Genomic DNA, 22,953 nt, shown 5'->3' with positions numbered 1-22,953 from the left:
AGTTCAACGCAGAACAGGCCTGACCCAACGCCGGGTCCCGCCAGCGACCAACGGAGGTCATCGTGAGCGAACAAACCAAGAACAAAGCCAGGCAGGAAGAGCTGCCCCCGCTGGCTGCCGGCCCGCACCAGCGCCGCCTCGACCGCATCGCGACGATCGCGATCCTGGGCGGCCTGCTGTTCGGCTATGACACCGGTGTCATCAACGGTGCCCTGAGCCCCATGAAGGTCGACCTCGGCATTGACGCAGTCGGTGAGGGCATGGTCACCGCATCCCTGCTGCTGGGCGCCGCCTTCGGCTCCATCATCTTCGGGCGCGTAGCCGACCGGATCGGCCGCCGCACCACGATCCAAGGACTCTCGGTGCTCTTCTTCGTGGGCACCCTGGCCTCGGTATTCGCCCCCGACGTCTCCGTCATGGTGATTGCCCGAGTGCTGCTCGGGCTGGCCGTCGGCGGCGCATCGGTCGTGGTGCCCGTGTTCCTGGCCGAACTCGCACCCACCGAGCGACGCGGCACGGTCGCGGGTCGCAACGAGTTCGCGATCGTCGTGGGCCAGTTCCTCGCCTTCGTCATCAACGCCATCATCGGCACCGTGTGGGCCGACCACGGCAGCGTCTGGCGCTACATGCTGGCCGTCGCCGCCCTGCCCGCCATGGCCCTGTTCATCGGCATGCTGAGCGTGCCGGAGTCGCCCCGCTGGCTGATGTCGAAGGGACGTGACGACGAGGCGCTCCGGGTGCTCATGCAGGTGCGCCCCGAAGAGCGCGCCCGTGCCGAACTCGCCCAGTGCCGCGCCACCATGGACGCCGAGAAGCACCTCGAGCGCGGCAGCCTCAAGGACTTGAAGATCCCGTGGATCCGGCGCATCTTCATCGCCGGCGCAGGTGTGGCGATGGCCCAGCAGTTCGCCGGGCACAACTCGATCATGTACTACGGCACCGAGCTGCTGACCATCGCCGGCTTCGACAGCAGCGCCGCCCTGATCGCCAACACCGCCAACGGCCTGCTCGCCGTGCTCGGCACCGGCCTGTGCTTCTTCATCATCGACAAGTTCCCGCGCCGCACCCTGCTGCTGACCGGCTTCGCGATCACCACCACCCTGCACGCGCTGGTGGTCACCAGCTCGATGCTGCTGCCCGACGGCGTCGTCAAGGCCAGCGTGATCCTCGTGCTGGTGGCGCTGTTCATCGGCTGCATGCAGTTGTTCCTGAACATGCCGATGTGGGTGCTGCTGTCCGAACTGTTCCCCCAGCGCATCCGCGGTGTCGCCATGGGGTTCTCGGTCTTCATGCTGTGGATCGTCAACACCATCATCACTTTCGGCTTCCCGATCGTGATCGAGGCCATCGACATCCAGGGCACCTTCTTCATCTTCGTGATCCTCGGCATCATCGCCTGGCTGTTCATCAAGTTCTACGTCCCCGAGACCCGCGGTCGTTCGCTCGAGCAGCTCGAGCTCGACTTCTCTGAAGGCCGCTTCAAGTGAGCGCCGTCCACCAGCCGGCACCCACCGCTTCCGCACCCAACAAGGAGACAGAAATGAACGCACCCATCGGTGTGGCCGTCATCGGAGCCGGCATGGCCGGAAGGGCCCACGCGGCCGCCTACCGCACGGCCACGACCCTGTACGACCCCGTGCTGCCAGAGATCCGCCTGGTCGCGATCGCCGACATCAACCCCGAGTTCGCTGCCTCGGCCGCCAGGCGCTTCGGCTACGAGCGGGCCGAGACCGACTGGCGCGCGATCGCCGCCGCCGAGGACATCCAGGTCGTGAGCGTCGTCGTCGCCAACTCGCTCCACCGCGAGGTGGTCGAGGGATTGCTGGCTGCCGGCAAGCATGTGCTCTGCGAGAAGCCGCTGAGCGACTCGCTCGAGAGCGCCCGTGCCATGGCTGACGCAGCCCGCAACGCCAGCACTGTCGCGCGCATCGGCTTCACCTACCGCCGCATGCCCGCCATCGCCGCGATCCGCAACATGATTCTGGACGGCACGTTGGGCCAGGTGCGGCACTTCTCAGGCCGCTACTGGTGCGACTACTCCTGCGACCCCAAGGCGCCGATGAGCTGGCGCTACGAGGGCGAGCCCGGCACCGGAGCCCTCGGTGACGTCGGCAGCCACCTCAGCTACGTCAGCGAGTTCCTGTGTGGCGACATCCAGTCGGTCAGCGGTGGCCGGTTCGCCACCGCCATCACCCAGCGGCCCCTGCCGCTCGCCGCGGTGCAGGGCCACGACCACGTCGAGGTCAGCGACGATTACCGCGACGTCACCAATGACGATTACGCCGGCTTCATGGCGCAGTTCGAGAACGGCTCGGGAGCGCTCGAGGTCTCGCGTGTCGCTGCCGGGCATCCGAACGGGCTGGCCTTCGAGGTCTTCTGTGAGAACGGCGCCGCCCGCTACTCCCAGGAACGCCCCGGTGAGTTCGAGCTCTACCTCAACGATGCGCCCTATGGCCGCAACGGCTACCGCGTCGTCCACGCCGGCCCGGACCACCCGTACTTCTCGGGCGGCCTGCCCATGGACGCCACCGGTGTTGGCGTCGGCCAGAACGACGCCTTCGTGTTCCAGGCCCGGGCATTCCTGGAAGAGGTGGCCGGCATCCATGAGGACCAGGCCCTGCCCCGCAATGCCTCGTTCGACGAGGGAGTCCGCAACATGGTTCTGCTCGGAGCGGTCGCCGAATCAGCCGCACGCGACGGCGCGGCCGTCACCATCGACAAGGAGGAAACCCGATGAAGCTCGGCGTCTACAACGCGATCCTGCATGATCGCACCCTGCCCGAGGCGCTCAAGGTCATCGCTGACCTCGGCCTGACCGGCATCGAGATCAACTCCGGCGGCTTCCTGCCCGCCAAGCACATCCCTGATTTCGACGCCATCCTGACCAGCGACACCGCCCGCGACGACTACCTGGGCCTGTTCGAGGGCACCGGCGTCGAAATCGCAGGCCTGAACTGCAACGGCAACCCGCTGCACCCCAACCCCGTGATCGGCGACGCGCATGCTGAGGACATCCGCCACTCCATCCGGCTCGCGGAGCGTCTTGGCCAGAACCGGGTCGTGACGATGTCCGGTGTTCCCGGCGGCGAGCCCGGCTCGACCCGTATCAACTGGGTGGTCAACGCCTGGAGCTCGGGTCAGACCGACATCCTGGACTACCAGTGGGATGTGGCGGTGCCGTTCTGGAAGGAGATGGACGCGCTGGCCGGCGACCACGGCGTGAAGGTGGCCCTGGAGCTGCACCCGCAGAACCTGGTCTTCACCCCGCTCGACGTGCAGAAGTTCATCGAGCTGACCGGCGCCACCAACGTCGGCGTCGAGTTGGACGCCTCGCACCTGTTCTGGCAGCAGATGGACCCGATCGAGGCCGTGAAGTTCCTCGGTCCCCTGGTCTTCCACGCCGCTGCCAAGGACACCCGCGTCAACCCGGCCGCCTCGGTGCGCAGCGTGCTCGACAACCACTTCCGCCGGTTGGGCCCGGACGAGGACCGCACCAACATCGGTGGCGACGAATGGTGCAACGAGTGGCCGAAGCATGGCGAGTCCGCCTGGGACTTCGTCGCGGTGGGCCGCGGCCACGACGTCGACTACTGGGCCGACTTCATGCGCGCCCTGCATGACGTCGACCCGGACATGTGGCTCAACATCGAGCACGAGGACACCTCGCTCGGCCGCATCGAAGGCCTGCAGGTCGCTGCCGGCACGCTGCTCGAGGCGAACGCCCGGCTGGCCGCCGAGGGTCGCTCCTGATCCGACAAACAAGTAACCAGCGACCACTTGACGCGCGAAAGTGCGCCTGAGGCGGCCGCTGGTTACTTGTTTCTCAGATTTCCGACCTGGTGGACGAGGCGAGCCCTTCAGCCCCGCGGCGCACCCAACCACGCGAGCGCGCACACGACCATCGCCCGGGTCGCGACGTCCAGCGTCGGCTGCAGCACCGGGGCGAAGAAGGGCGAGTGGTTCACCGGGATGTCCGAGGCAACGGTGCCGGCCTTCTCGGCGGCGGCGTACGTCTCGGGATCGGCCCCACCCACGGCCCAGTACACGTACGGCGCGTTGAAGGCCTTCGGGATGTCGCTGAAGTCCTCGCTCGCGCTCTGCAATGGCAAGTCGCGGGAGTCGGCGCCGAAGAAGTCGTCGAAGGCCTGACGCACCACGGCCGTCGGCTCGTCCTCGTTGAACGTGAGCGGGAACTGGTCGAACATCTCGAACTCGGGCGGCTTGGGTGAACCCGATGCCTCGCACTCGGCGACGACGATGCGCCTGATGGCGTCGAGCACCTGGGTGCGGGTCTGGTCGTTGTAGGTGCGCAGGTTCAATTCGATCACGGCGTGGTCACTGATGACATTGCTCGCCGAGCCTGCATGGATGCTGCCGATCGTCAGCACCGCCGGCTCGGTGGGGGCGAGCTCACGCGAGACCACCGTCTGCAGCCTGATCACGATCATCGCCGCCAGCACCACCGGGTCGACGGCGGCCTGCGGCATCGACCCGTGGGCACCGCGCCCGTGCACGGTGATGCGGAGGCTGTCGGCCGCCGAGAGCACCGCCCCCGCCCGGGTATATGCCGCCCCGGCCGGCATCGCCAGCACATGCTGCGCCAGTGCGATGTCAACCCCGCCCACGACGTCGACGAGCCCGTCCGCGACCATGCTGTCCGCGCCGTCGGCGACCTCTTCAGCTGGTTGGAAGACGATCACCAACGTGCCCTGCCACTGGGCGCGCCCCCGGGACAAGAGAGTCGCGGCGGTCGCCAATGACGCGACATGTACGTCATGGCCGCAGGCATGCATCACCGACACCGGATTGCCGGCCTTGTCAGTGGCGGTGGCGGTGCTGGCGTAGTCGAGTCCGGTGGCCTCTTTCACGGGCAGCGCGTCCATGTCGGCACGCAGCAGCACGCGAGGCCCACTGCCGTTGCGCAGGATGCCCACCACACCCGTACCACCGACACCCTCTGTGACTTCGAAATCAGCCAGCCTCAGCAGGTCGGCAACCTTGGCCGCGGTCTCGACCTCGTGGTGCGAGAGCTCAGGGTTGCGGTGCAGTTCGCGGTACAGGCCCTCGAGGTCCGGTCGAAGGTCGTCGAGGCCGGCCAAGACGGCGCGGGCGGCGGTGGTGGTCATGATGGCTCCTCTGGTGTGACGGGGTGTTCCGGTCTGCCCTGTTCTGGACGATGCCCACGGGGCAGCCGACTCGACACGCCTCGTCCGACGCGGGTGATGACCGCCCGACCGGACCAGGATCCTGCCTCCGGCAGGATCCAACCGCGCCACGCAGCCACCAGGCACAGTCCCGCACCCACCACTGTCGCGGTGACCATGCCCACGGTCGGGTGGCCGAGTCGGGTCAACACCACGAGGACGCCGCTCGCGGCGATGGCGCAGGTCGCATACAGCGTGTTGCCGCCCAGCACGCTCGGCATCTTGCGGGTGACCATGTCGCGGATGGCCCCACCACCGACGGCCGTGATCGTGCCCAGCAGGATCGCCGGCAACCAGCCCAGCCCGGCGGCCAGGCTCTTCGCGGCGCCGGCCGCCGCCCAGGTGCCGAGCGCGACAGCATCAATGACAGGCCAGATTCGCTGCCAGGCGGGACCCGCTGACGTTGAGCAGGTAGCTCAACGCCGCGCCCGCCAGCGCGGTGACCAGGTAGGCATAGTCGAGCAGCGCAGCCGGGGGGCCCTGCCCGAGCAGCACGTCGCGCAGCATGCCGCCGCCCAGCCCCGAGAGCACCGCCAGCGTGGCGAACCCGATGGGGTCGAGCCGCAATTCCCGGGCCACCAGACCACCCAGGATCGCGTTGGCGAACACCCCGACGAGGTCCAGCACCCGGAACAGCTCGGACACGTGGATGGGTTCCACCCAGCGCTCCTCCCCTGCCAGTGGTAGTGACAGCTCACACGATATGCCGGGGCTGCTCCACTCTGCTGACACTGTGTCAGCAGAGTGGAGCGTCGCGACGTTCAGCCCAACGGGGGTGCCATGGAGTCCCGGTCCGCTGCGGCGACAGCTGATTCTCGGGCGGGCGTCCGCAGGTGCGCAGGCCTACGCTCTTTACGCGTTCGGGCCATAGGGAACGCGGAAGATGGATGTGAAGTCATCGAGCAGCGCCGGGTCGCCCTGGATCGCCACCAGTCCCTCGGCAAGCGCAGACCGAGGGGTTAGCGTGCCCGCCAACAGGTCGCGGAACGCCGGACCCGCTTCGATCACGAGGTCGGCATCCGCCGCGGCGCCCGCACCGACCTGCATGGCGCCGTCGACTGCCAGTGCGTGGACCACGATGTCGCCGGCCCTGATCGTGAACGCGAGCGGCTTCGCCGGTGACCTTCCGCCCCCGGCCGCGACGCGCAACGCGGAGATCAGGGAAGCCTCGGTGACGATCTCGCCCTCCCGCGGCTCGCGCATCCCAGCGGCTCCCCAGCGAGAGAGGGCGTCGAGGGCCGGTTGCAGTGCAGCACCGTGCGGGGTCACCCTGTACACGATTGCCCGGTCCGCCCCGGATCGTGCCTCGCGGGTGACCAAGCCGTCCTGTTCCAGCTCCTTCAGTCGGGAGGACAGCAGGTTGGACGGAATGCCCGGCAATCCGGCGGCGAGGTCGGAGTAACGCCGCGGCCCGACCAGCAGGTCACGCAGGATCAGCAGTGTCCACCGCTGCCCCACGATCTCGGCGGCGCGCGCCAACCCACAGAACTGCCCGTACTCCCGACTCGCCATGCACTGACATTACCAGTTGACTTCCGAACGGCAAGTTTGCTTTACTAAATGAAGTTGCGAGGACGATGGATCACGTCGTGCAGCACGTGGTCGAGTACATCACCCCGACGGCTACGACAAAGGAGTCATCATGACCGCCACCTATACCTGGGACATCTTCAGCACCCTCGACGGCTACGGCTCGTACAACGAGCACGGCGACTGGGGCGGGTACTGGGGAAAGCAGGGGCCCGAGTTTCTCGCCCAACGCCTGGCCCAGTACAGCGAAGACGTCCGGCTCGTGCTCGGCGCGAATACCTTCCGGTCCTTCGCGCAGATGCTGGCCACGGGCCCGACCGATTCCGGGGTCCACGACAACTGGGTCACGCGGATGCGGCACCTGCCGACCACCGTGGTGTCGAATACGCTCGTCGGTCCGCTGGATTGGCCCGACGCGACGCTCGTTCCCGGCGACGTCACCGATGCGGTCGCGCGCCTCAAGGCCGATTCCAACACCCCGCTGCGCTCGCACGGCAGTCTCGCGAGCAACCATGCGCTCATGGCCGCGGGACTCGTCGACGCGATCCAGGTGACGATCTTCCCCGTGATCAGCGGCAGCACCGGCACCGAGCCGATTTTCGGCGGAGCCGCCGACTTCGACCTCGAACTGCTCGACAGCCGGACCTTCGACGGGAACATCCAGCAGCTCACCTACCGACCCACCCTGCACCCCTGAAACGGTCGGCGAACACACCGACGAGGTCCAGCACCCTGGGTATCAGCTGATGCCCACCACGCTCACGACCCCATCCGCTCGCGTGACCACCACCCGGTCGGTACCCAACCAACGCGCGCCCAGTGCGTCGTCGAACGCGAGCGCACGACCGGGGATCCGCCGGCGCTGGCCGGCCTTCGCCCCAGTCAGGTTCCAGAGCCGCACGCCACCCTCGGCGCCCGCTGTGACCAACCGGCCGCCCTGCCCGGGACGCCAGTCGAGGTCGACCACCCGGCTGTGCCCGGGCAGCATCAGGGCGTTGCGACCGCCCGGGCCCTGCCCGATGAAGTCCCAGACGGCGACCTCTTCGGCACCGTTGTTGGCCATCCAGCGGCCGGTGTCGTCGAACGCCAGCCGGGTCACCTTCTGCGGAAACCCGGTCATCTGCAGTTCTTCACCGTCCGAGGTGCGCCAGATGTGCACGCTGGCGTCCTGGTTGCCGCTGCAGACCCAGCGCCGGTTCGGGTTGACGGCAACCGCCAGGTGCGACCCCAGGTAGGGGTAGACGCGGACGGGTTCAGCGGCGCGGCCGTCATGGACGTAGACCCCGCCGTAGGCGCTCGCCGCCACCCGGTTGCCCTGCGGGGTCCATGCCACGTCGGTGACGGTGCTGGGGGCCGGGGCCGAGACATACGGCTCCGAGCCCTCGGCATCGGCATGGATCCGCACCGTCCGGCCCACCGCCACCGCCAGGTCACCGCCATGGGCGTAGGCAGCAGCGCTGCCCCAGCCGCGGCCCAGCTGCTGCTCGACGCCATACCCCGGACGCCACACGGCGTACCCACGCGGGCCGGTGAGGGTGACCTCGTCGCGGTGCGGGTGGATGGCGATGCCGGTGGGCAGGTCCACGTCGGTCGCAGTCGAGTACTGCGAGGCATCGACCAGGTCGATCCACCAGCTGGTGCCGTCGGCGGTGCCGAGGGCGACCACGGCGCGGTCGTCCAATGCCCTCACCGCGAAGGTGGTGATCTCGGCGTCGACGTGGTGGGTGGATTCGCGGGCGCTCACTGCCCCGCGCCGACCAGGCAGGCGTTGAACTCTTCGGTGAGTTCGTCGCGGTCGAGGTTTCGTCCGATGAACACCATGCGGTTGAGGCGGGGCTCACCCTCGGCCCAGGGGCGGCCCTCGTCGCCGTCGAACAGCATGTGCACGGCCTGGAAGACGTACTGGTTGTCCATGCCGTTGATGTTCAGGATGCCCTTGGACCGGAAGATGTCCTGGCCGCGCTGCCCCAGCATCTTGCCCAGCCAGTCGTTGAGCTTGTCGACGTCGATGGCGCCCTCGGTTTCGATGCCGACCGAGCCGACGGTCAGGTCGTGCTGGTGGTCGGTCTGGGTGAGGAAGGTCGGGTCGGTCTCGAGCACCCGGTCGAGCGCGAACGCACCGACGTCGAGCACGCCGGCCAGATCGACATCGGCATGCTGTGCAGGAAGGATGTCGGCCATCGCATTGACGCCACGCAGCCGGGTGACGACGGTCTCGAGTTCGTCCCGGTCGACCAGGTCGGTCTTGTTGAGCACCAGCCGGTCGGCGAAGGCCACCTGCTCGACGGCCTCGTTCTCGACGCCCTCGGGCTTGACCTCGTCGAGGTGTTCCAGGATGTGGCGTGCATCGACCATCGTGATGATCGCGTCGAGGCGCAGCTGGGCGCGCAGTTCGTCGTCGACGAAGAACGTCTGGGCCACCGGGGCCGGGTCGGCGAGGCCCGTGGTCTCGATGACGATGCGGTCGAACGGGTCAGGACGCTTCATCAGCGTACCCAGGATGCGGATGAGGTCGCCGCGCACGGTGCAGCAGATGCAGCCGTTGTTCATCTCGAAAATCTCTTCATCGGAGTCGTAGACCAGGGCGTCGTCGATGCCGACCTCGCCGTACTCGTTCTCGATCACGGCGATGCGCTGCCCGTGCTGCTCGGTGAGGATGCGGTTGAGCAGCGTGGTCTTGCCCGACCCGAGAAATCCGGTGAGCACGGTGACGGGCACGCGGGTGTCCGTGGTGGCGGTGGCAGTCATGGAGGCCTTTCAACGTGGGCAGGCCTTCACTCTAATGAGAATCATTCTCATTTGCAAGACGGGGGCGCGGACAACAAAAAAGCCCGGCCTGATGGCCGGGCTTCTTGTGTGTTGTTCGCTGTTTGTGGAGCTAAGGGGATTCGAACCCCTGACCTCTTCCATGCCATGGAAGCGCGCTACCAACTGCGCCATAGCCCCATGCCTTGCGGCGGGCCCCCTCCCTTCGGCCTTGCGGCCCCCGCTTGGGACTAGAAGAGGTTAGCGCACTCTTTGCGACGAACGCAAAACGAGCGTGGACGAGGCCAAACCCCCGGCCCCTCAGACCTCCTGCTGCTCGGCCGACGGGTCTGCCAGCAGCGCCATCACGGCCTGCGCGTTGACGTTGTAGGCCGCCAGCACCCAGCCCGCAGGCACCTGCTGCAGCACCGCCCACGAGCAGTTGTCGAAGTGGCCAAGGTTGGTGCTGTGCTCCCAATCCCAGCCCAGGAATGCCGCGATGCCCTGCTTCAGCGCGATGCCGTGCGAGACGACGACGACCCGCTGGCCGTGGTGCGCCGCCGCGATGTCTCGCAATGCCGCCGCGCTGCGCTCGCCGGTCTCCATGGCGGTCTCGCCCTCGGCCGAGCGGCGCATGTCCTCGCCGGCCCGCAGCCCCTCACGGAAGGCAGGGTCGATCTCGTCGACCTGCTGCCACGACAGGCCCTCCCAGGTGCCGACGTGGATCTCCTTGAGCCGGTCGTCAAAGATCGGGTCAAGTCCGGTGATCCGGGCCAGCGGCTCGGCCGTCTGCCGAGTGCGGCCGAGCGGGGAGCAATAGATCACCTCGGGTCGCATCGTCGCCAGCGCGCGTCCGGCCATCTCGGCCTGACCGATGCCGATGTCGTTCAGCGGCACGTCGTGCTGTCCCTGGAACCGCCCCTCGGCGTTCCAGTCGGTCTGGCCGTGGCGCAGCAGGATCAGGGTGGTCGTCATGGCATCCTCCGGGGTCGCGGTTACGTCGCCCTGACCCTATCGCCCTGGTCAGTCCCGGTGCCCACCCGCGGACGAGACCTGGGCCGGCAATTCAGACGGTGTACTCGGGGCCACCGGCACCGGCCTCGCCCGCAGCATCGTCCGCCGAGTGGTCCGGCAGGTTCAGGGCGATCGCCGGCGCATCGCGCCACAGCCGCTCGAGGGAGTAGATCTCACGCTCTTCGTCATGTTGCACGTGCACCACCACATCGAGGTAGTCGAGCAGCACCCACCGGTTCTCGCGGTCGCCCTCGCGGCGCACCGGCTTCAGTCCGACCGTCAGCAGCTTCTCTTCGATGGCATCGACGATGGCACCCACCGCGCGCTCATTCGAGGCGCTCACGACCAGGAAGATGTCGGTGATGGCCAGGTGCTCCGAGACGTCGAACGCCACGATGCTGCGACCCTGCTTGGCATCGGCGGCCTCGGCCGCCAGCTGGGCGGTGTTCATGGCTTCTTCGGTGGCGGTCATGCGTCTCCCTCGGTGGTGCTGGTGGACGTGCCGATGGGCTCGGGCGAGCCCGGTTCGGTCACGGTGATGTCATTGGTGGGGTCGGCGAACCCTGTCGCGTACAGGCCCCGCTTGGCGATGTACTGCACGATGCCGTCAGGCACCAGGTACCAGATGGGCAGGCCCTCACTGATCCGTTCGCGGCAGGCGGTCGACGAGATCGCCATGGCCGGGATCTCGAGCAACGTCACCTTGTCGGCCGGCAGGTGCGAGATGTCGTCCTGCCCAAGTTCGACCCCCGGACGAGACACGCCCACGAATTTCGCCAGGTCGAACAGTTCATCGGCACCACGCCAGGTCAGGATCTTCGCGAGCGCATCGGCGCCGGTGATGAAGTACAGGTCGGTGTCGGGCCCACGCACCTTGCGCAGGTCTTTGAGCGTGTCGACGGTGTAGGTGTTGCCCGCCCGGTCGATGTCGACGCGTGAGACCGAGAACCGCGGGTTCGATGCCGTCGCGATGACGGTCATCAGGTAGCGGTCCTCGGAATGTGAGACCGCCCGACCAGCCTTCTGCCACGGGATGCCGGTGGGCACGAACACCACCTCGTCGAGGTGGAACCGCGCAGCGGCCTCACTGGCCGCCACCAGGTGGCCGTGGTGGATGGGGTCGAACGTGCCACCCATCACTCCCAGCCGGTGCCGGCGGCTGCCGAGCAGGCCCTCGCGGTGGCCGGGGTTGCCGGTCGCATCCGGCGGCTGGGGTACGTGAACCGAAGACCCGTGTGTCGAAGACCCGTGGCTGGTGGTGGGAACGTGCGTCACGCGCGTGGTCGCGTCACTCGCTCAGCTGTGGCGGCGGCTGTTGCCGTAGCCCATGACGACGGCGAGGCACCCAAGCAGGGCAAAGATCGCGATGCCGGCGATGACGTACGGCCAAAAGTTGGTTTCAAGCAGCAACATGGCGACAGCCTAGCGAAACCCGGCCGTCAGCCGCGTGTCTGACCGCGCCCGAGCACGATGTACTTGGTCGACGTCATCTCGGCCAGCCCCATCGGGCCGCGGGCGTGCAGCTTCTGGGTGCTGATACCGATCTCGGCACCGAACCCGAACTCACCGCCGTCGACGAACCGGCTCGAGGCATTGACCAGCACCGCCGCCGCATCGATGCGGTTGACGAACTCGTCGATGGCCTCGGCGTCCTCACTGACGATCGTCTCGGAATGCCCGGTCGTGTAGCGCTGGATGTGCTCGATCGCCTCATCGATGCCACTGACGACCTTGGCGGACAGGTCAAGCGTGAGCGCCTCACCCTCGAAGTCGTCGTCGGACGCCGCCACGGCCCCGGGGACGTAGGCACGGGTGGGCGCGTCGGCATGCACCGTCACCCCGGCACCGGACAGGGCCTTGTCGGCCAGTGCCCAGAACTGCTCGGCGACATCGGTGTGCACCAGCACCGTCTCGAGCGCATTGCACACGCTCGGGCGCTGGGTCTTCGCGTTCATGGCGATCTCGACGGCCATGTCGAGGTCGGCCGAGGCATCGACGTAGAGGTGGCAGTTGCCGGTGCCGGTCTCGATGACGGGCACCTGCGAACCGGTGACCACGGCATTGATCAGGCCTGCTCCCCCGCGCGGGATCAGCACGTCGACCAGGCCGCGCGCCTGCATCATCTCGGTCGTCACCTCACGGCCACCCTCAACCAGGTTCACGGCGTCCACAGGCAACCCGGCCGCCTCGAGCCCGGCGTGCAGCGCCTTGACCACGGCCCGGTTGGAGTTGATCGTCGACGACGAGCCCCGCAACAGCGACGCATTGCCCGACTTGAGGCAGATGCCGGCAGCGTCGGCGGTGACATTCGGCCGGGCCTCATAGATGATGCCGATCACGCCCATGGGCACCCGCACCTGCGAGATGTTCAACCCCGTGGCGGTGCGCCAGCCCCGCACGACCTCTCCGACCGGGTCGTTGAGCCCGGCCAGGTCGCGCAGGCCCTGGGCCATGCCCTCGATGCGGGCCTTCGTGAGCGTCAGCCGGTCGACCAGGGCGGTGCCTGTGCCCGCCTGCTTGGCGGTCTCGACGTCGATCGCGTTGGCAGCCAGCACCTCGTCGGTGGCGGCGAGCAGCGCATCGGCCATGGCATGCAGACCGGCGTCCTTGCGGTCACGCTGGGTGGTGGCGAGTTCGCGGGCAGCGACGCGGGCGGCACGGGCCTGGGTCTGGAAATCCATGCAGCAAGCCTAGACGGGGACCCCGGGTGGGGTCCGGTGGCCCAGCTGGCGGTCATGTCCGGACTCATCCAAGAACCTGCACAACTGGCACCCACGCCGCGTGTGCACCCCGGATCGGCCGAATCACCTGCAGAACCGGCACCCACGCCCCGTATGCAGGTTTTGTGCGTCGACGAGCATGAGCGCGGGCCGTTCACCAGCCCCGGCTCGTCCAAGAACCTGCACAACTGGCACCCACGCCGCGTATGCACCCCGGATCGGCCGAATCACCTGCAGAACCGGCACCCACGCCCCGTATGCAGGTTTTGTGCGTCGACGAGCATGAGCGCGGGCCGTTCACCAGCCCCGGCTCGTCCAAGAACCTGCACAACTGGCACCCACGCCGCGTATGCACCCCGGATCGGCCGAATCACCTGCAGAACCGGCACCCACGCCGCTTGTGCACGTCGGGGTGCGCGGACGAGCACCAGCCAGGCCCCTCACCAGCCCCCGGCTCGTCCAAGACCGGCGGCATGCTTCGTCCACGTCGACACCCCAACCGGCACGCTGGCGCCGGAGCGGCCACGCCGACACCCTTGGGTGCACCCCGACACCCGTCGACAGGTATCGACGCGTACACAAAGGTGTCAACGTGCACCTGGAGTGCTACCGCTCCCCCCGCGAGCGCACGACCCTCCCAGTGGACTCGCCACGCTCACCCCGGAACCACCCTCGAAGGGAGCGCGGCGACACCACACAGGAGCACCGTGCAACTCAAGGGTTCCGGTCGGCTGCCTACACCGCCGCGTCGACCCCCGGCGTCCCGGCCACCTCGTGGGCGGCGTCCGCAGTGCGTGCCTGCGGCCACAGCGGCGGCGCACCGAGCTGCCGGGCGATGTACCACAGCAGAGTCAGCAGCGCGACAGCCCCGTTGGCGCTCGCCGACACGAACACCGCCATTTCGGGGACGAGATAGCCCCAGGCCCACCACAATCCCTGCACCACCACGGCCGCGACCACGAAGAACGGGCTGATCCCACGGATGTCGACCTCGCGCACCACGTCGACGAACTGCGCGAATGCGCCGATCACCTGCGGCACCGAGGTGGCCACGCCATAGGCCACGGCCCCCCACACCGCGTCGATGGTCACCAGTGCCGCGAGCACGGCTACTGGCACGACCCACACCTTCCATGCCGGCAGCGCACGATCGCGCCCGATGAGCCGGATGATCACGACCGAGCAGCAGGCGACGATGAAGTTGGGCACCCACATGTTGGGTCGGCCCACGACCAGGCCGTGGACGGTCCAGCCGAAGCCGGCCGAGACCAGCAACTGCCACATCAGCAGTGAGAGCCCGGCCGAGACCTTCGACCGGATCAGCCGCACCAGTTGCGGCAACGACAAGGTGGCACCGGCGACCGCGGCGGCCCACCCGAGAACGTCAATCACTGTTCCTCATTCACAACGCGCAGCCCACACAGGCCACGACCAATTCAAGCAGACCCGTTCCGCGAGCCCACCGGCTGGTGCAGCAGCACCAGCACGTCGCGGTGCACCAGCGCGCGTTCGTACTCCGTGCCGAGCGAGTCGGCCAGCTGCTGGCTGCTGCGCCCGACCATCGCCGGCAGGTCATCGGACGAGAACCCGACCAGGCCGCGGGCCACGGCCACCCCGTTCGGCGCCACGATGTCGACGGGGTCACCCGCGACGAAGTCGCCCTCGAAGCCGGTGACACCGACCGCGAGCAGCGACGCCCCGCCCAGGGTGAGGGCCCGCACGGCACCCGCGTCGATGAACAGCCGACCGCGGGTGTTGCTGATGTGGGCCAGCCACAGCAGCCGGCGCGGGCGGCGCTTGTCGATGGGTTCGAACCACGTGCCTACAGGTTCGCCGTCGATGTCGTGACCGTAGAGCCCCTCACGTACATGGGTGGCGCTGGTCAGCAGCACCGGGATGCCGGCGCTGGTGGCGATCTGGGCCGCCTCGAGCTTGGTGACCATGCCTCCGGTGCCGATGGCCGAGCCGGTGCGTGAGGTGTCGACCTCGAGTGCCTCGACGTCGGGCACGTGCCGGATGGCCCTGGAACCGGGCTCGCTGGGGTGGGCGGTGTAGAGCGCATCGACGTCGGTCAGCAGCACCAACGCATCGGCGCGCACCAGCTGGGCCACCAGCGCAGCAAGCCGGTCGTTGTCGCCGAAGCGGATCTCATGGGTGGCGACCGTGTCGTTCTCGTTGACGACCGGCACGGCCTGCATGCGCAGCAGCGCCGTGAGCGTGCGGCCGGCGTTCTTGTACGTCGACTGCCGGGTCAGGTCGTCGACGGTCAGCAGCACCTGGCCGACCTGCAGCCCATGGCGCCCAAAGGCCTCCGTATAGGCCCGCACGAGCAGGCCCTGCCCCACTGAAGCAGCAGCCTGCTGTTCGGCGAGCCCCCGCGGACGGGAGCTCATGCCGAGCGGGGCCAGGCCGGCGGCGATCGCACCGGATGAGATCAGCACGACCTGCTTGCCGCTGGCGCGCACGTCGACGAGGGTCTCGACGAGGGCCTCGAGCCGGGCAGGGTCGAGCCCACCCTCGGCGGTGGTCAGGGACGATGAACCGACCTTGACCACGATCCGCGAGGCCTCGCGCAGGGCCTCGCGTGCGCCCGTGGTGGTCGGCTCAGCGCTCATCGGGGCGGCCCACCCACTCGACCTCGACATCGACCTCGACATCGTCCTCGGCGGCGTCGTCCGCGTCCTGGTCGACGGGCTCGTCATCGAACTGGTCCTCGTCGTCCTGCCAGTCCTCGTCCCACAGCGACTGCGGGTCGGCCGGGGCCCGTTCCTCGTCCTCCAGCCCCGTGACGGCATAGTCGACCGCACGCCAGGATCGTCCTGTGTCGTCGCGGCCCACCACGCCACGCTCGGCGCGGGCGGCACGGTATTCGGCGTCCTCGGCACGACGGCGGGTGGCGGCGGGGCGTTCGTGCTCGAGGCGCTGGTCCTCGCCGCGGCGGGCCAGGATCTCGGCGCCCGATTCAATCTGCGGGGCGAAGTCGAAGATGACCGCGTCCTCGCCGCCGATGGCGACTGCGTCGCCCTGGACGGCGCCGAGCTTGGCCAGCTTCTCTTCGACCCCCAGCCGGTTGAGCCGGTCGGACAGGTAGCCCACGGCCTCGGGGTTGTTGAAGTCGGTCTGGCGCACCCAGCGTTCCGGCTTGGTGCCGCTCACGCGCCACAGGAACCCGCCCTCACCATCGCCCTGGCGCTTGATGGTGAACTCCTCGCGGCCACCGACCGGGGTCGGCGTCAACACAGTCGTCACGGGCTTGGGCGGCGGCAGTGTGGCCCGGCGCGCCTCGACGATCTCGGCCATCGCGAAGGTGAGCGCCTTGAGACCCTCGCCCGACTTCGTCGAGATCGGGAACACCTTCAGCCCCAGCGCCTCAATGTCGGCCTGCACCATTGACGCGATGTCGGCCCCGTCGGGCACGTCGACCTTGTTCAGGGCAACCAGCCGCGGACGGTCCTCGAGCCCGCCGTGGGCGGTGAGCTCGGCCTCGATGGTGCGCAGGTCGCTGAGCGGGTCACGCCCGGGTTCGAACGTCGCGGTGTCGATGACGTGGACGATGGCCTGGCAGCGCTCGATGTGGCGCAGGAAGTCGAAGCCGAGGCCCCGCCCCTCAGAGGCACCCTCGATCAGCCCAGGGACGTCCGCGACAGTGAAGGTCGACTCACCGGCGAGCACGACACCCAGGTTGGGCACCAACGTGGTGAACGGGTAGTCGGCGATCTTGGGCCGGGCACGGCTGATGGCTGCGATCAGGGATGACTTGCCGGCGCTGGGAAAGCCCACCAGACCGACGTCGGCCACGACCTTCAGCTCAAGCTGCAGGGTGCGTTCCTCACCGTCCTCACCGAGCAGCGCGAACCCGGGCGCCTTGCGCGCGGCGGTGGCGAGTGCGGCGTTGCCCAGCCCGCCCTTTCCGCCGTGGGCCACGACCAGGCGCGAACCCGCGCCGGTCAGGTCGGCCAGCAGCTGGCCGGTGTCGGCATCTGTGACCACGGTGCCCTCGGGCACGGGCAGCACGATGTCGGCACCGGTGGCGCCGTTCTGGTGGTCGCCCTTGCCTGGCTGGCCGTTGGTGGCCTTGCGGTGCGACTGGTGGTGGTAGTCGACCAGGGTGGTGACCTGCGGGTCGACCTCAAGGATCACCGAGCCACCGTCACCGCCGTTGCCACCGTCGGGGCCGCCGAGCGGCTTGAACTTTTCGCGGCGCACCGAGGCAACACCGTGCCCGCCGTTGCCAGCGCTGACCTTGAGGGTCACGCGGTCGACGAAGGATGGGATGGCCATGTGTGCTCCAGGATTGGTGGGTGGCGCTCAGTTTCAGCGTCGACTCAGTCTAGTGCCGCAGCGACGTCAGCAGTTCGCGGACGAGCGCAGCGAAGGAAGGGGCAACCGTGGGATCGCCGAGGGCTGCAGCAGACGCAAGCTGGGCGATCTTGCCGTTCGGTGATGATGCGTGTTCCCGATAGGTGGCGAGGGCTCGGCGAGTCGAGGCAGCGGCGTGGGGTTCGGCCTCATGCCGCACTATCCCGGACACCAGCACGTCTGTGTCAATAGCCTGGAAAAGCCGAAAGGCATCCAGCGCATCCTTCTGCTTCAGCCGGTCAGGCTGCCTGTCGGCCAGTTCGAGCCGTTCGCCAATCTTGATGGCCTTTGCGGTGAGCAGTGCCGCGGGCCCCGCGACACGAAGCCCGAACATTCGCTTGTCGCCCGGCGCAAGCGATGAGATCGTGACGCGCTCGTTGTCCACCAGCGCAGGCTCCAAGCCGTCCGTGATCCGTGCCACCGCCTTGTCATGCCGCGCTATTCGCGCCGCACGTGCGCCTGCTTTGGGGGTGCCTGACTGATGTGGCACCACCATCAGATCGACAGCCACCTCGCCGGCGTTCACCCAATGCCCGGGGTGTTGCCCGGCAATGAAGCCTGCGTCCCGAAGCGCTCCCCCGATCTCCGGCACATCCCCAAGCGAACGGGTGTCCACAGCGAGGTCGGCGTCCGTCGTGTAGGGGGCTACGCGTAGATTCTGGCTGCCTGTGTGGTGGTAAACCGCCTGCGCGCCGACCAGTACCAGATTGTCGAGGTGCGGCTCGAGTGCGTCAAGGGCATCGAGCAGCACCCGACGAGCGCTGACATACTCGGGACTGACGTTCATCACGACCCCCAGGCGGCGTCTCCGCGCGCCAGCGCGTCCATCAACTGTTCCGCTTCTGCGTCGCCCCGGCCAGGCAAGGTCATCAGGTCAGCGATGACGAGCGCCGGCGGCGCTATCTCTTTGTTGAGCACATCGACATCCTGCGGGATGCCTACGACAAAATTCGCCGACGCGGGGTCCACCTCGACAAGACCCAATGCGCTCACCAGGGCATCAGGGTCCTGGGCGTAGACGGCCACCAGCTGCATGGGCGCCACGGAAGTGACTCCTTCAGGCAGCAACTGTCGGGCAGCAGCGGAACCCGTAAGGGTTGTGGGCATCGCCAGCCGTTCGAGGCGCTCCAGCGCCCGGTCGAGCCCCCGTGGGTGGATGAACCAACCGACGTCCTGATTCGTCTTCTCGAACGAGTAGTCCCTGACCCATCGCTCGATGAGTGCCCTGCGCCGCACTGCCGTGACGTCGCCGTGCGGGGAACGATCAACCACGCTTTCTGCGACAAGCGTTGGCACGAGTTTCGACACGGACCCGGGCGACACCCCAGCAACCCCGGCGAGCTCACGCACCCCGACCGGGGTGCTCACCTCGCACAACGCCCGGATGATCCGGCCCGTCGCCGGACCGTTGAGCCTGACAAGGGACGAGCCTCTGCCTGCACGTGGAGATTTCGACGCCCCCTGTCCCGTGAGCAGGATGAGCGGCTCATCGGACACGATGCGGACCCACCCTGTGGCATCCGCATAGCTGACTCCCGCCAGGTCGAGGGCATCGCGCAGGGCAGGGCCCAGGTAGTCCGACACGAACAGCAAAGGCCGACCAGCACTGGAACGCGCCAGCAGGGACAGGACGACCCCCACGGGCAGGCCGCCTCTCTTCGCCTGGACGGCGAACTCCGCGGCATCGCCAGTGGGCCCCGCGAGGGTCACCACGCCATCGATGCCCGTAGTAGAGAGGCCATCCTGTTGGAGGTGAAGCCGCCAGGACGCCGGCAGCAGGGACTCGACCCGGCGCAACACTGCCTTGACAAGAGCGCCATAAGGCGATGTTTCTCCAGATATCGTGTTTCGCGTCACGCGAAACAGTTTACTTCTCTAAACACATGGAAGCAACGACGATCATGGCCCCCGCTCAAACAACGGCGGGCCGCTCCACATGGAGCGGCCCGCCGTTTCAGATCTGCTGCAGCTGTGCTGCGTTGGTCAGTGCCTGGTTCAGGCGACCTCGACCGGGTTCACGTTCACCACACGGCGTCCACGGCGGGTGCCGAACTGGACGTTGCCCTCGCGCAGCGCGAACAGGGTGTCGTCGCCGCCGCGGCCGACGCCGTCGCCAGGGTGGAAGTGGGTGCCGCGCTGGCGAACGATGATCTCGCCCGCGTTGACGAGCTCGCCGCCGAAGCGCTTCACGCCAAGGCGCTGCGAGTTCGAGTCACGACCGTTCTTGGACGACGATGCGCCCTTCTTGTGTGCCATGGTTCAGCTCCTCAGCCTTCGATCCCGGTGACCTTGACCTGGGTGTACCGCTGGCGGTGACCCTGGCGCTTCTTGTAGCCGGTCTTGTTCTTGTACTTCAGGATGCGGATCTTGGGACCCTTGGTCTCAGCCAGCACCTCGGCGGTCACGGAGACCTTGTTCAGGTCGTCGGCGGCCGACGTCACCGATTCGCCGTCGACCAGCAGCAGGGGCTGCAGGGTGACGGAGCTGCCGACCTCGCCATCGACCTTGTCGATCTCGAGAACATCGCCGACGGCAACCTTGTGCTGGCGTCCGCCGCTGCGCACGATTGCGTACACGTGACCACTCTTCCTCTGGACAGAAACTCATGATGTCGTGGCCACGTCCCTGACACAGTCACGGGAGAGCCCCTCGTTCCCAACCCACACAGGGGGTGCGGGAACACCGAGGGACAACTCTACGTGTGGGGGCGGGGGTGGGTCAAACCGGGGCAGGCCATGACGCTTGAACCCAGACCAGACGTCAATCGTGCGTGACGTGGCGATATGTTACCGACAGCGGTGGTTCGCTGAGGAGCCACGTTGGAACGGATGGTCACCACATGCGTCATTTTCGTCCCCTGATGGCTGCGATCTGCGCAGTTGCCCTGCTGCTGCCTGCCGCGCCCAGAGCCGCGGCGGCTGCGGTCGACACGTCTGCCCCTGAGCTGCTGTCCTCGTCCATCAGCCCCGCAATCCTCGACCTGACCAGCGGCCCCGGCGAGGTGACTGTCACCGTGCGCACCAGCGACCCCAGCGGTGTGCAGGTGCCGGGCGTCAGGCTCGCCAGCGACACCACCACCCAGACCACGGGCGTTGGCCGCATGACCCTCGCCGGCGGAACCGCCGCCGACGGCACCTGGACCTATACCTTCACCCTGCCGCAGGGCGCGGCCCCCGGCGCATGGACCGCGATCGTGCGCCCGCTGGCCGACGTCCTGGGCAACAGCACCAAGACCGCCCACGCCGTGGGCAGGTTCACCGTGCAGTCCCCAGGCCCCGGCGACTTCAGCGCCCCACAGTTGGTCTCGTCGTCCGTGCAGCCGCAGGCGCTTGACGTGACCAGCGGTCCCGGCACGGTCACCGTCACCGCCCACGTCAGCGACCCCAGCGGGACGGCCCCCACCGTCAGACTGAACCACCCGACCACATTCCAGAGGCTGACGCATGTCAGCAGGACCCTCGTCAGCGGCACCCCCGCCGATGGCGTCTGGCAGGTCGCATTCGCCGTCCCCCAGGGCGCCGCCCCGGGGGAATGGGAGGCCATGATGGACCCGCTCATCGACGGCCTGGGCAACAGCACACGGTTCTACACACTGCTCGCCACACTCACCGTGCGCAGCACCGTCGTGGATTCCACCTCCCCGCGGGTGCACTCCTCATCGGTCAGCCCGACGGCGATCGACCCGGCGGACGGCCCACACGACGTCACGGTCACCATTCGCCTCAGCGACCCCAGCGGCGTCAAGACACCAACGGTGGAACTCAACAACATCGGCTCGAACGTCCGGCAAGTCGGCCTCGGCCCGATGACCCTTGCCAGCGGCACCACCACGGACGGCACGTGGACCCGCACCATCACGATCCCCCAGGGCGCCGCACCCGGCCTCTGGACCGCCAATGTCTGGCAAACCTCGGACACCCTGGGCAATAGTGGCAACTTCATTGAACTCGGCCAGTTCTCGGTCGGCCAGCTCTGGACGACCACCGCCCTCACCGTGAGCTCACCCAGGAGCTTCAGCGCTTCGCCGATCACCCTGACCGGGCGGGTGACACCGCGCCAGGCGACGGGCACCATCACATTCCGGGAGGGAACGACGACGATCGGGTCTTGCACCGTGAGCGACGGCTGGTGCCAGCTCACCACGAGCGCGCTGCCGGTGGGTTCGCGCACGCTCACCGCCAGTTACAGCGGTGACGCTCGCTTCCCCGCTTCGGCCTCGCAAACGGTGACCCACACCGTGGCGCCGAAAGCCAGCAGCAGCGTTGACCTCAAGGTCGGCATCAATCCCGTGCACAAGTACGGCAAGGCGAGCTATATCGCGGTCGTCTCCCCCACCACAGCGACCGGTCGAGTGAGCTTCCTGTCAGGCCCGACAGCGCTGGGCACCTGCGAGCTCACGGGCGGCCGCTGCCAACTGGATGTCACGTGGGTCGGGGCGGGGAACCATCCGGTGACGGCGAGTTACCACGGCAATGCCGCGGTCGCCGGAAGCACATCACCCAAGGTGGTGCAGACCGTCGTCCAGATGCTGCCCGCGGCCCCCTCGACCAACGTGATCGGGGACTCAACCGGCGACCGGGTGGCTGACGTCTACGCCGTGGACCGCTTCGGGGTCACCCAGTTCTTTGCGGGTTCGCCCACCGGCGGGCTGCGCCACGTCGGCCCCCGGGGCACCAACCTGCAGGACATGACCTACATCGCGCAGGTCAAGGACCTCAATGGCGATCGCCAGCCTGACGTGATCGCCAGGGACATCTACGGAAACCTGTTCACGTTCGTCTCCGGGGGCAATGGCTACGTGTCCAAGAGCCACCAGATCGGCTGGAACTGGAACGGCATGGACAAGATCGTTCCCGTGGGCAACCTCGGCGGCGGCACCACCCAGTACCTGCTGGCCCGACGCGCCGCCGATGGCAGCCTGTGGCGGTACGAGTTCACTGCGTCCGGGCTGAAGAATGGCGTGCAGATCGGCCAGCACTGGAACGGCATGGTGCAGCTGATCGGCGTCGGCGACAAGGGAAGCGATGGCTACGCCGACCTGCTTGCCATCCGCCAGGACGGCACGCTGTGGTCCTACCGCGGCGAACCGGGAGGACGCCTCGGCTGGGGCGTCCCTGTCGGACGGGGCTGGTACACCTTCACGGGGGCGTTCTCGGCGGGTGACCTGAACCTGGACGGGCGTGCGGACCTCATCGGTCGCCGTTCCGACGGCACCGTCTGGGCCTACCACAACCTGCCCAATGGCCAGTGGTCGTATGCACGCCGGATCGGCAGCGGGTTCGGGGATTACGGGTTGATGGGGTGAGGGCCGCTAGGATTTGGCGGGACGACAGGTTCGCACTTGTCCCCCGCAATTCCTACGCACCCCTCACCCAGAAATG

At 67.9% G+C, this 22,953-nt stretch carries 21 protein-coding genes, 1 tRNA gene and 1 pseudogene; 5 read left to right on the top strand and 18 right to left on the bottom strand.

Translation table 11 applies throughout. From position 1 onward, the window contains the following. Positions 1–50 precede the first annotated feature (50 nt). The 3 genes and pseudogenes from ACQCX5_RS13245 to ACQCX5_RS13235 form a co-directional block, all read left to right on the top strand. A pseudogene (locus ACQCX5_RS13245) lies at positions 51–1,487 on the top strand (sugar porter family MFS transporter); the annotation flags it as partial. A 53-nt stretch (positions 1,488–1,540) separates the two neighbouring features. Beyond that, positions 1,541–2,737 (top strand): Gfo/Idh/MocA family protein, encoded by a 1,197-nt coding sequence (locus ACQCX5_RS13240; protein ID WP_434542509.1) that lies wholly within the window; start codon positions 1,541–1,543, stop codon positions 2,735–2,737. Next, positions 2,734–3,750: a sugar phosphate isomerase/epimerase family protein gene (locus ACQCX5_RS13235; protein ID WP_434542508.1), complete on the top strand. Its 1,017-nt coding sequence runs from the start codon at positions 2,734–2,736 to the stop codon at positions 3,748–3,750. Before ACQCX5_RS13240 ends, ACQCX5_RS13235 begins: the two co-directional genes overlap by 4 nt. A gap of 107 nt (positions 3,751–3,857) precedes the next feature. Here ACQCX5_RS13235 and ACQCX5_RS13230 read toward each other — a convergent pair whose 3' ends face one another. The 4 genes from ACQCX5_RS13230 to ACQCX5_RS13215 form a co-directional block, all read right to left on the bottom strand. Continuing rightward, the gene (locus ACQCX5_RS13230; protein WP_434542507.1) at positions 3,858–5,126 is read right to left on the bottom strand and encodes an amidohydrolase; all 1,269 of its coding nucleotides are present in this window, start codon (positions 5,124–5,126) and stop codon (positions 3,858–3,860) included. After that, positions 5,123–5,518 carry a trimeric intracellular cation channel family protein gene (locus ACQCX5_RS13225; RefSeq protein WP_434542560.1) on the bottom strand — a complete coding sequence of 132 codons (396 nt, stop codon included), beginning with the start codon at positions 5,516–5,518 and terminating at the stop codon, positions 5,123–5,125. Before ACQCX5_RS13225 ends, ACQCX5_RS13230 begins: the two co-directional genes overlap by 4 nt. 46 nt (positions 5,519–5,564) lie before the next feature. Continuing rightward, positions 5,565–5,864: a trimeric intracellular cation channel family protein gene (locus ACQCX5_RS13220; RefSeq protein ID WP_434542506.1), complete on the bottom strand. Its 300-nt coding sequence runs from the start codon at positions 5,862–5,864 to the stop codon at positions 5,565–5,567. A gap of 192 nt (positions 5,865–6,056) precedes the next feature. Continuing rightward, positions 6,057–6,716, bottom strand: a complete 660-nt coding sequence (locus tag ACQCX5_RS13215; RefSeq protein WP_434542505.1) for a winged helix-turn-helix transcriptional regulator — start codon at positions 6,714–6,716, stop codon at positions 6,057–6,059. A gap of 130 nt (positions 6,717–6,846) precedes the next feature. Between ACQCX5_RS13215 and ACQCX5_RS13210 the strand changes: the two genes are divergently transcribed. Further along, positions 6,847–7,431, top strand: a complete 585-nt coding sequence (locus ACQCX5_RS13210; protein WP_434542504.1) for a dihydrofolate reductase family protein — start codon at positions 6,847–6,849, stop codon at positions 7,429–7,431. Between the two features lie 42 nt (positions 7,432–7,473). Here ACQCX5_RS13210 and ACQCX5_RS13205 read toward each other — a convergent pair whose 3' ends face one another. From ACQCX5_RS13205 to rplU, 14 genes are all read right to left on the bottom strand, one after another. After that, entirely contained in the window at positions 7,474–8,478 is a 1,005-nt protein-coding gene (locus ACQCX5_RS13205; protein WP_434542503.1) for a WD40 repeat domain-containing protein, read from the bottom strand. After that, entirely contained in the window at positions 8,475–9,482 is a 1,008-nt protein-coding gene (locus ACQCX5_RS13200; RefSeq protein ID WP_434542502.1) for a CobW family GTP-binding protein, read from the bottom strand. The genes ACQCX5_RS13205 and ACQCX5_RS13200 overlap by 4 nt, the downstream gene beginning before the upstream one ends. A gap of 125 nt (positions 9,483–9,607) precedes the next feature. Further along, positions 9,608–9,680, bottom strand: a tRNA-Ala gene (locus ACQCX5_RS13195). A 120-nt stretch (positions 9,681–9,800) separates the two neighbouring features. Continuing rightward, positions 9,801–10,454 carry a histidine phosphatase family protein gene (locus tag ACQCX5_RS13190; protein WP_434542501.1) on the bottom strand — a complete coding sequence of 218 codons (654 nt, stop codon included), beginning with the start codon at positions 10,452–10,454 and terminating at the stop codon, positions 9,801–9,803. 91 nt (positions 10,455–10,545) lie between these two features. Next, complete coding sequence (rsfS, locus tag ACQCX5_RS13185) at positions 10,546–10,965, bottom strand: ribosome silencing factor (RefSeq protein ID WP_434542500.1); 420 nt, start codon at positions 10,963–10,965, stop codon at positions 10,546–10,548. After that, entirely contained in the window at positions 10,962–11,630 is a 669-nt protein-coding gene (nadD, locus tag ACQCX5_RS13180) for a nicotinate-nucleotide adenylyltransferase (RefSeq protein ID WP_434542559.1), read from the bottom strand. Before nadD ends, rsfS begins: the two co-directional genes overlap by 4 nt. Before the next feature lie 302 nt (positions 11,631–11,932). Further along, on the bottom strand, positions 11,933–13,174 hold the full coding sequence (locus ACQCX5_RS13175; protein WP_434542499.1) for a glutamate-5-semialdehyde dehydrogenase: 1,242 nt from the start codon (positions 13,172–13,174) through the stop codon (positions 11,933–11,935). A 774-nt stretch (positions 13,175–13,948) separates the two neighbouring features. Then, entirely contained in the window at positions 13,949–14,605 is a 657-nt protein-coding gene (locus ACQCX5_RS13170) for a SemiSWEET family sugar transporter (RefSeq protein WP_434542498.1), read from the bottom strand. A gap of 44 nt (positions 14,606–14,649) precedes the next feature. After that, positions 14,650–15,828 carry a glutamate 5-kinase gene (gene proB / locus ACQCX5_RS13165; protein ID WP_434542497.1) on the bottom strand — a complete coding sequence of 393 codons (1,179 nt, stop codon included), beginning with the start codon at positions 15,826–15,828 and terminating at the stop codon, positions 14,650–14,652. Continuing rightward, complete coding sequence (gene obgE / locus ACQCX5_RS13160) at positions 15,818–17,494, bottom strand: GTPase ObgE (protein WP_434542496.1); 1,677 nt, start codon at positions 17,492–17,494, stop codon at positions 15,818–15,820. Before obgE ends, proB begins: the two co-directional genes overlap by 11 nt. 49 nt (positions 17,495–17,543) lie before the next feature. Then, positions 17,544–18,359: a hypothetical protein gene (locus ACQCX5_RS13155; RefSeq protein WP_434542495.1), complete on the bottom strand. Its 816-nt coding sequence runs from the start codon at positions 18,357–18,359 to the stop codon at positions 17,544–17,546. Further along, complete coding sequence (locus ACQCX5_RS13150; RefSeq protein WP_434542494.1) at positions 18,359–19,429, bottom strand: hypothetical protein; 1,071 nt, start codon at positions 19,427–19,429, stop codon at positions 18,359–18,361. Before ACQCX5_RS13150 ends, ACQCX5_RS13155 begins: the two co-directional genes overlap by 1 nt. A 138-nt stretch (positions 19,430–19,567) precedes the next feature. After that, on the bottom strand, positions 19,568–19,828 hold the full coding sequence (rpmA, locus tag ACQCX5_RS13145; protein ID WP_434542493.1) for a 50S ribosomal protein L27: 261 nt from the start codon (positions 19,826–19,828) through the stop codon (positions 19,568–19,570). 11 nt (positions 19,829–19,839) lie between these two features. Beyond that, entirely contained in the window at positions 19,840–20,148 is a 309-nt protein-coding gene (gene rplU, locus ACQCX5_RS13140) for a 50S ribosomal protein L21 (RefSeq protein WP_434542492.1), read from the bottom strand. A 263-nt stretch (positions 20,149–20,411) separates the two neighbouring features. Between rplU and ACQCX5_RS13135 the strand changes: the two genes are divergently transcribed. Then, positions 20,412–22,877 carry an Ig-like domain repeat protein gene (locus ACQCX5_RS13135; protein ID WP_434542491.1) on the top strand — a complete coding sequence of 822 codons (2,466 nt, stop codon included), beginning with the start codon at positions 20,412–20,414 and terminating at the stop codon, positions 22,875–22,877. Positions 22,878–22,953: the final 76 nt, after the last annotated feature.

Source organism: Aestuariimicrobium sp. G57 (genome assembly GCF_050110855.1).
Classification (GTDB): Bacteria; Actinomycetota; Actinomycetes; order Propionibacteriales; family Propionibacteriaceae; genus Aestuariimicrobium.
This window is presented reverse-complemented; position numbering and strand designations above follow the sequence as displayed.

Coding starts and splice junctions, on each gene's coding strand:
- ACQCX5_RS13240 (WP_434542509.1), top strand. CDS start 1,541: ATGAACGCACCCATCGGTGTGGCCGTCATCGGAGCCGGCATGGCCGGA.
- ACQCX5_RS13235 (WP_434542508.1), top strand. CDS start 2,734: ATGAAGCTCGGCGTCTACAACGCGATCCTGCATGATCGCACCCTGCCC.
- ACQCX5_RS13230 (WP_434542507.1), bottom strand. CDS start 5,126: ATGACCACCACCGCCGCCCGCGCCGTCTTGGCCGGCCTCGACGACCTT.
- ACQCX5_RS13215 (WP_434542505.1), bottom strand. CDS start 6,716: ATGGCGAGTCGGGAGTACGGGCAGTTCTGTGGGTTGGCGCGCGCCGCC.
- ACQCX5_RS13210 (WP_434542504.1), top strand. CDS start 6,847: ATGACCGCCACCTATACCTGGGACATCTTCAGCACCCTCGACGGCTAC.
- ACQCX5_RS13200 (WP_434542502.1), bottom strand. CDS start 9,482: ATGACTGCCACCGCCACCACGGACACCCGCGTGCCCGTCACCGTGCTC.
- ACQCX5_RS13190 (WP_434542501.1), bottom strand. CDS start 10,454: ATGACGACCACCCTGATCCTGCTGCGCCACGGCCAGACCGACTGGAAC.
- rsfS (WP_434542500.1), bottom strand. CDS start 10,965: ATGACCGCCACCGAAGAAGCCATGAACACCGCCCAGCTGGCGGCCGAG.
- nadD (WP_434542559.1), bottom strand. CDS start 11,630: ATGGGTGGCACGTTCGACCCCATCCACCACGGCCACCTGGTGGCGGCC.
- ACQCX5_RS13175 (WP_434542499.1), bottom strand. CDS start 13,174: ATGGATTTCCAGACCCAGGCCCGTGCCGCCCGCGTCGCTGCCCGCGAA.
- proB (WP_434542497.1), bottom strand. CDS start 15,828: ATGAGCGCTGAGCCGACCACCACGGGCGCACGCGAGGCCCTGCGCGAG.
- obgE (WP_434542496.1), bottom strand. CDS start 17,494: ATGGCCATCCCATCCTTCGTCGACCGCGTGACCCTCAAGGTCAGCGCT.
- ACQCX5_RS13155 (WP_434542495.1), bottom strand. CDS start 18,359: ATGAACGTCAGTCCCGAGTATGTCAGCGCTCGTCGGGTGCTGCTCGAT.
- rpmA (WP_434542493.1), bottom strand. CDS start 19,828: ATGGCACACAAGAAGGGCGCATCGTCGTCCAAGAACGGTCGTGACTCG.
- ACQCX5_RS13135 (WP_434542491.1), top strand. CDS start 20,412: ATGCGTCATTTTCGTCCCCTGATGGCTGCGATCTGCGCAGTTGCCCTG.